The sequence below is a fragment of the Mesorhizobium sp. M7A.F.Ca.CA.004.12.1.1 genome, assembly GCF_003997835.1.
Taxonomy (GTDB): Bacteria; Pseudomonadota; Alphaproteobacteria; order Rhizobiales; family Rhizobiaceae; genus Mesorhizobium.
The window spans coordinates 1-826 of the sequence record NZ_RZRK01001353.1 but is presented as its reverse complement, the minus strand read 5'-3'; the positions used below and the strand labels follow the sequence as shown (position 1 = coordinate 826).

The window sequence follows — 826 nt, the reverse complement described above, 5'->3', positions numbered from 1 at the left end:
ACTGACCACCGTGCCGCGCACACGCAGCGCGTCTGCGGCCTGGGCGGCGCCTGCGCCGGCGACGGAAAGGCTGGAAATCGTGCCGAGCACGACCATGACTGTCTTCAAGTTCATTGCAAAGATCCTTCCGGGAACGAGCCGGCTGGAACCGGATGGTTTCACGCCAGCGACCCGGAGATAACGAATGGGCGCGGCGAAACTGCCGGCAAAAGGCCAATCGCTTCTTCAAAACAACTTGATCGCGACGTGTGCGCGAGAGGGCCGCGCCAGGCACCTGGTTCACGATCCCGTGACGGCCCTTTTGGCTCTTGGCAAATCGCCGGCGAGAGGGCATCTTCCCGACCGTCTCAGGCAACACTCCTCATTTGATCAAACTCTTTCAGTCATGGAGTTGCCAATGCCCCATAATGCGAAAAGCGAACCCCTCTCCGAACCGGCAACCAACGGGAGCGGGCCAGATTACAACACCCTCAGAGCGATGCGGGAGACCCGCGGTTACAGCGTGGAAGAGCTCTCCCTGACATGCGGCCTGGCGGTGGACGAGATTGAGGATATCGAAAGCGGCAGAGTGACCGACCCGTCGAAGCTGCGTCGTATTGTGTCCGCGCTTCACCTTCCCCAGGAGGCTCTGATCACCCCGGCTGCGCCGACGCCGGCGGCGCAAGGTCGATCGCTGGCTTAGATCCGCACCACGGATTCCAGAGAACCCGCCAAGGCTCCTTGGCGGGTTTCTTTGTACCTGCCGCAGCGTCTGCTTCAGCCTGGGGCTTGCCGATTTGTATGCCGCACGTGCTTATACGCGCGGCGGCCCCCGGCTGCCGAACCG

Annotated in this window: 1 protein-coding gene; it reads left to right on the top strand. The window is 62.3% G+C overall.

The annotated features are described in order from the left end of the window. Window positions 1–397: 397 nt before the first annotated feature. Entirely contained in the window at window positions 398–682 is a 285-nt protein-coding gene (locus EN984_RS36330) for a helix-turn-helix transcriptional regulator (RefSeq protein WP_023810249.1), read from the top strand. Window positions 683–826: the final 144 nt, after the last annotated feature.